This window comes from Pseudobutyrivibrio sp. (assembly GCF_017471675.1).
Lineage (GTDB): Bacteria > Bacillota > Clostridia > Lachnospirales > Lachnospiraceae > Pseudobutyrivibrio.
In genome coordinates this window covers 105,562-111,561 of record NZ_JAFUSK010000005.1, presented here as the reverse complement: position 1 = coordinate 111,561, position 6,000 = coordinate 105,562, and the positions used below count along the sequence as shown (strand labels likewise).

At 34.6% G+C, this 6,000-nt stretch carries 8 protein-coding genes; all 8 read right to left on the bottom strand.

From position 1 onward, the window contains the following. Positions 1-705: 705 nt before the first annotated feature. Positions 706-900, bottom strand: coding sequence for a hypothetical protein (locus IJ535_RS01230; protein ID WP_294297657.1), 195 nt, complete (start codon positions 898-900; stop codon positions 706-708). Positions 901-1,128: 228 nt separating this feature from the next. Next, on the bottom strand, positions 1,129-1,347 hold the full coding sequence (locus IJ535_RS01225; RefSeq protein ID WP_294297655.1) for a hypothetical protein: 219 nt from the start codon (positions 1,345-1,347) through the stop codon (positions 1,129-1,131). A gap of 22 nt (positions 1,348-1,369) precedes the next feature. Next, positions 1,370-2,329 (bottom strand): DUF4238 domain-containing protein, encoded by a 960-nt coding sequence (locus IJ535_RS01220; RefSeq protein ID WP_294297652.1) that lies wholly within the window; start codon positions 2,327-2,329, stop codon positions 1,370-1,372. Continuing rightward, the gene (locus IJ535_RS01215; protein ID WP_294297649.1) at positions 2,304-3,659 is read right to left on the bottom strand and encodes a topoisomerase DNA-binding C4 zinc finger domain-containing protein; all 1,356 of its coding nucleotides are present in this window, start codon (positions 3,657-3,659) and stop codon (positions 2,304-2,306) included. The genes IJ535_RS01220 and IJ535_RS01215 overlap by 26 nt, the downstream gene beginning before the upstream one ends. 130 nt (positions 3,660-3,789) lie before the next feature. Further along, on the bottom strand, positions 3,790-3,972 hold the full coding sequence (locus tag IJ535_RS01210; RefSeq protein ID WP_294297646.1) for a hypothetical protein: 183 nt from the start codon (positions 3,970-3,972) through the stop codon (positions 3,790-3,792). Positions 3,973-3,981: 9 nt separating this feature from the next. Further along, on the bottom strand, positions 3,982-4,167 hold the full coding sequence (locus IJ535_RS01205) for a hypothetical protein (RefSeq protein ID WP_294297641.1): 186 nt from the start codon (positions 4,165-4,167) through the stop codon (positions 3,982-3,984). Positions 4,168-4,186: 19 nt separating this feature from the next. Beyond that, a complete protein-coding gene (locus tag IJ535_RS01200) occupies positions 4,187-4,318 on the bottom strand; it encodes a hypothetical protein (protein WP_294297637.1) in 132 nt (43 codons plus the stop codon). Between the two features lie 726 nt (positions 4,319-5,044). Then, a complete protein-coding gene (locus tag IJ535_RS01195; protein ID WP_294297634.1) occupies positions 5,045-5,719 on the bottom strand; it encodes a DUF3800 domain-containing protein in 675 nt (224 codons plus the stop codon). Positions 5,720-6,000 lie beyond the last annotated feature (281 nt).

Below are 6,000 nucleotides of genomic sequence, written 5' to 3'. Positions count from 1 at the left end.
AGTGAATATTGCAGCATCTACAACATCTCTATCAGGCTCTATTCTATAAAATAATAATACGTTCTGTAGCAATACTACCTTACACTCCCCTACACAGATTAATTACTAATAGTTTAACATATTTTTGATTCTATTTATATACACATAACTTTTTGTGGGGCACTCAATGAAAAGGTCTACAAAAAATCTACTTACCAGAGCAACAATATACCGTTATTTTCTCACTTCGTGCCAATATCACTGTAAAATAATATTTTCAGAATTGGATTCATACAGTTTTTTCTCTGGAGCGTTGCCAAAATTGGACCTTTTGTTTTCTAATGCATCCCAAATCTACTAAATCAAGCTTTGGGATATCCACAAAAAATAGAAATGCATCCCAAGCAAAAAAACTATGCATAGGGATGCATTTTTCACTGTAGTGTATCATTATTACGCCACTCACATAAATTATTGGCGAATATCAGCAAAATCACGTCCGTTTCCTGCACACAAATGTGTTTATCAACATGTCTCACCTGCTATTTTATAAAAACTGTGCATCCCGATTCATATATTTTCGTAATAGGATGCATTGCTTCAAAAAATAATACACAGTCTTATATTTTATAGTATTCAAATTTTTGTAACTCATCTACCTTTTCTTTATCTTTATTTGGTCTACATGCCGATAAACTAATATTCCTCTAACACAATAAACAAATGCTAATCTACTATATCACCATTTGGACCCCAAAATTCCTCATGATCCTCTCCATCATAATGATTATAGAAATGATATCCATCCTCTATCCTTTTTCCACAACTCGTACATACATCCCAGTACCCCAAATCATCCTCAAACCCAGCTGTAACTGATGTAACTGAAATGCAATTACAATATTCATATTCCTTACTCATAATGATTCCTTTCTTTACCTTCTAATTAATCAATTGTTTTTCAATAAATTAAAACAAAAAAGCCCCTAATCACCATTTTAAATTTTGATTAGAAGCGTCTACTCTTGTCTGTTTCGTTTTAGTTTATTCTGTTTTCGTTTTGTTCTGTTTCGTCTTGCCCATCAAATATCTTACAACAAACATCTATTTATTTCAAACTAAAATTATTAGGCTCACTAAATAATGTAGTCACAGCAATTCTTCTTTATAAATCTTATTCTTTTTATCAAAAAATACCCAGTCCCCTTCATTGATATCCTTGGCTAGTAACTCTGCATCTGCCACCTCCATATCAATCTCCTGTCCTGTCTCGTCGCGTAAGCGAAGCAACACTTGTGGCAAATAACGTACTGTTCGCTCCTCGCATCCATAGTCTGCTTCTTGGATTTTCTTTACTATGTACTTCAATCTAGTAACCTTCTTTCTAACATTAGTCTTCTGTAATATTATGTATTCGCTTTTTATCTATAAATGCAGCTCCTTCTGACGCACACCCAAATAATGTATCATTTATATTCCTAACTTCATTTTCATATATCTTCTGCATTCTAAATACTGCTGTTTTCCCGTCACGTTTTATAATTGGCTTTCTAAAGAAATTCTTATCGAATCCTGATGCGTATAATGGTGCATTTTCAACACCATCAGCCATTAAAAACAACGCCCTTTTAGGAGATATAGGATATACAGAATACATAGGAATACTTGTCATGCCATCCTCACTGATTCCATCAAATATAGCAGGATAACAATCACTTATCATAAAGTCTTCTCCACCTCTAACCTCAACAGGAAGAAAGTATAAACCTGTTAGTATCAACCCGCATGTATCTCTTACCATAAACGCTTTAACTGGAGAATCAATATTAGGATTATCTAATACCTGCTTCAATGATCTGCAATTCACAAGAATCCCTAGATTTCGTTTCCAGAAATCGGTTAAATCACCATCTTCCTGAAACATCGAATAAAATTCTTTAAACTCATTATCAGCTGACTCACTAAACATTTCCTTAACTCTATCTGCACGAAATCCCATAATAGCAAGAAATAACTTTAGACTATCATCTTCTTCAGCAGAAAGAACTACTTCATCTTCTTTCAAAAACTTGTTAATAATCTGAGATGCTTCATTTTCGTATCTAGCCAAATCCTTTTCGATCTTAACAGGCTCATCTGGGTGATTAATTGTATCTCTATAAAGATTTCTTGTCATAAAGATTTCTTCAGTTCTTTTACTCTCAACAGAACCTTTACTACAATCATAGTATGATACATATCCGTCTTCTCTTTTAAAATTTCTAAGTATAAATTGAGGAATATAATGATGTCTAACTGGTTCTTTCATCTTTCCAAAACCTTTCTTACCAATTCTTTCTAGTATACTCACAGTCTGGATAATTCATACATCCAATAAATGAACCAAAACGACCAGATTTTTCTTTTAATCTACCGCCACACTCAGGGCAAACATCCTTTGGTCTTATCCTATCAAGCCTAACTAGCTCTTCTTTTTCTTTTCTTTCGTTCTCAATTAATTCTTTGACCTTAGGATCCTTATCGCAAATATAACAACGTCCTAGGTTAATCCCTAACGGTGGACCGTAGGAAGGAAACTCAGAATCTTTAGCCTTCCTGCCACAATAAAAACATTTAAGCCATCTATTACCTTTTGAATCACGAATTATATAATCATTCTGCGTAAAGTCTCCATCAAAATCTTTTGCGAATTGTTCTTCAAGTCTTTTCTCCTCAGCTGCCTTCTCTGCAAGCTTAGCCTCATATGCCGCTTGCCTTTCTTCCTGAAGTCTTTTTTGCTCAGCTTGGAATGCTGCAAAAGATATCTGGCTAGCTCTCTGATGAGCAGTTCTTCTTTCCGCTAATTCCTTTTCTTTTCGCTCCTTCTCTGCATGATACTCTTCATCTTTATTTCTAAGAGACACCATTAGAACTGCCTTTTCAACACTAACAGCTGTATTGCCATGCATAAGCTGCTCATCAGAAATATAATAGTTTTTAATACTATCAGTACTAACAGTAAAAGGATTGTAAAACCCATCTATATTTTTATAAATTGCTACTATTTTCAAAAATGCATTGGAATAATTTCCATTTGCAGCATCAATAAAGATTACGAATCCTTGAGTATCCTGCAATCGCATAAATGTCTCAGGATATTGTCCTCCAGTTGATGCATCTGCAATTGGAGTTATATAAAATGCATTTATACCTTGTTCAGCTTTAACTTTCTCGATGACACTAATTTTATCAGCATCAATAGCAGCTTTATTTGGAAAGAACACAATAGCGACTTTCTCCTCTGATGCAAATAACGATAATTCGTATTGAGAATCACTAAAGCCTAATTTATCCAACCTTTGTCTCGATTTTATATTATCGCTTTTAAATTTGTCATCTAGCCAGCATTTAAGAACAATTCTTGAATCTACTGATTCTTTACCCTCATTCTTCATGCAACAATTAGATTCATCACTGCCAACTTTAATTCTAAAATGCTGTACTCTTTTATTAGATTCACCTGCTACTAAAACCAAATTAGCACCGCATCCACATGGACAAAACAACTTATCCTGCTGACTTAAATTTCTCAACCATTTTATTTTTTCAGGAATATTTATTTGCTGCCCTTTTTGCAAAGTGTAAATTGATTCAATTCCAATAATCTCCCCATTACAAAGAGCTTCTGATCGTTTAACCAAATTATTCTCCTCCCAAAAAACTAATTCTATAATAGCATAGACTTATACTTTTAGTGATATCATAATAAACCATTTAATGTCCGATAAAGCGTCAATATATTATGTACTGGGCAGTCAAAGCTGCCCTAGCTTACAAAGCTATATCATCCTTATGCCTATTCCTATAAGCCACGGCATCAAAGATTTCAATCCTATAAGGAGTATCCATTAGCTCCGCAACCCTTTTCAGAACTTCATCATAATCCTCTACCCTGAGTTTCTCCTTTGACACTCGCTTCTTACCATCAAATAATTCAATATAATATGTTTCCACAGCGCTCTCCTATAGGCTCACATCATCAAGCTCCTTTTCACGATGATTCTTTCCAGTGAACTTCTCTTTCAGCTGATCTAACACAGATGGCTTCTTATCTGCCACAACATTTTCCATATCATAGGCTGCAGCATAGTGGGCATCCTCTTGAAGTGAATCAAAATTAATCTTCTTAACTCCTGCAGAAGTATCCATCAATTCACTTACCACGATATCAGCTACAACTATATTCTATATCGATGTCTAGCTTTTTTCTGACTTTTGACGCGATTGCATCATTCATAACTTCCTTAGCTATTCTACTACCATCATAAAATTTAACAATTCTAATATTTGTTCTTGCCATATACGCTCCTTTCTGTGCATATTATTGGTAATAAAAATTTCGTAAAATCCATTGTTTTACTTTAAATTCTGTACTAATATACTTATACAAAGGTGGTGCGTGACACTACTGGGCTGGTCGTAAGACCCGGGTCCAACGATACGGTGTGGGTGTCCCACTCCATTTTTTTTGCTATGGAAAAGACATGAACTTAACTAATAAGCCAACACATGAGGTCGCAAATTGCGACCTCATGTTTAATTTTGCAACATGATGCAGCAAAATTAGAAAAAGCACAATTACCTGTCAAGATAACTGTGCTTTCGTGTCTGCTGTCTTTTAAGTTGTCGTTCAAGTGCGCTACGGTCATTTGCCTGCTCTCATTCCTCATTGGTCTTGTTGAACTTCATTACTAATTCCTTTTTGCTCTCTATAAAATCAAGCAACTCATCATATGTTTTAAAATGTTTATCCATAATTTCCCCATAAATAACGAAAGGCCCCCTCAGGAGCCTTCCGGACCAGAGGCTTCACAAGTTTCTCCAGTACGTTCACTGACAAAAATATTAGCATCATTAAAACAAATCGTCAATATACTAGTGGCCAATTTTCACCACATCAAACACATCGCCTATCTCACTATCCATATATCGCAGATGGAGCCATTGATTATGATCAAAACACCATTTGGACAAAATAATAGACCAGTTAGTCTAGGTTCCACCAGAGTCGCTAGTCTATGTAATCTTATATTCTTTTTTTATCAATTCCTTTTATAAAAGTTTTCTTTAACTCATTTGGCTTATAAAAAAATTGAGTTTCGCTTCTGCTTAGTCTTCCCTCCGCTCGCTTTATTTTTAATAAATCAATTGAACAGAAGAAGTCGGCGGCTTGAAGCAATCTATATTTTTGCTGCTCAGCATTTCTAAACTCAACATTTGATATTTGAATCGAAAAAATTGCATTTAAAAGAGCTCCAAGTTCATTCTGCCCATTATCATAATACACAATTACTTTATCAAACTTACTGATATAGTCCATATGATCAGTTAACATCTGATTAATAGCCTTACCAAGTTTTCCAGATAATTGAACTTTGTTTGTTGCTTCTTTTCTTTTAATTGCAACAGTACAAAAATTAATAGGGCACTTAATAACAAAATTGAACATTTTATATATTAAGCTTCTTCTTTCATCAATAGAGTAATCTGTAAATCCATTCTCTCTTCTAATCACTGGTCCGGTATGGATATACTCAATATTCCATCCAGAATCTTTCATGCTCTGTTCTAATTTTTTTGTATCTTCAGTTATATCCTTTGATTGATCATGAAAAACAAATGTAACAAGATAATAATCTCTTACATCTCTTGTATCACCAAAATCTCCTGATTCATCAATAAAAACACTTAATTCTTTCATAAATCTTTCTCCAAAAAAAATGGCGGGAAATTCTTCCCGCCTACGGTGATCCAAAGAGCTTTCGCCCAGATCACTATTATATTACCATACAGTAAAATAATATTCAAGTAGCATGAAATATGTTAATGGCGAGGAGTCTCCCCGCCTAATAGGTTGGACCTGGGTCTTTCGACCAGCCCTCTGCGTTCTAAAAGATATTTGGCTACCGTCGCCTCTGTAGCATCTCTTTTGACCCATAGGGTGTGTGGTTGCAACGAAATTTACCACCTCAAATATCTCTT

What these genes read in the sequence shown, in the direction of transcription:
- IJ535_RS01230 (WP_294297657.1), bottom strand. Translation starts at nt 900, where the DNA reads ATGAGTAAGGAATATGAATATTGTAATTGCATTTCAGTTACATCAGTT.
- IJ535_RS01205 (WP_294297641.1), bottom strand. Translation starts at nt 4,167, where the DNA reads ATGGATACTTCTGCAGGAGTTAAGAAGATTAATTTTGATTCACTTCAA.
- IJ535_RS01200 (WP_294297637.1), bottom strand. Translation starts at nt 4,318, where the DNA reads ATGGCAAGAACAAATATTAGAATTGTTAAATTTTATGATGGTAGTAGA.
- IJ535_RS01195 (WP_294297634.1), bottom strand. Translation starts at nt 5,719, where the DNA reads ATGAAAGAATTAAGTGTTTTTATTGATGAATCAGGAGATTTTGGTGAT.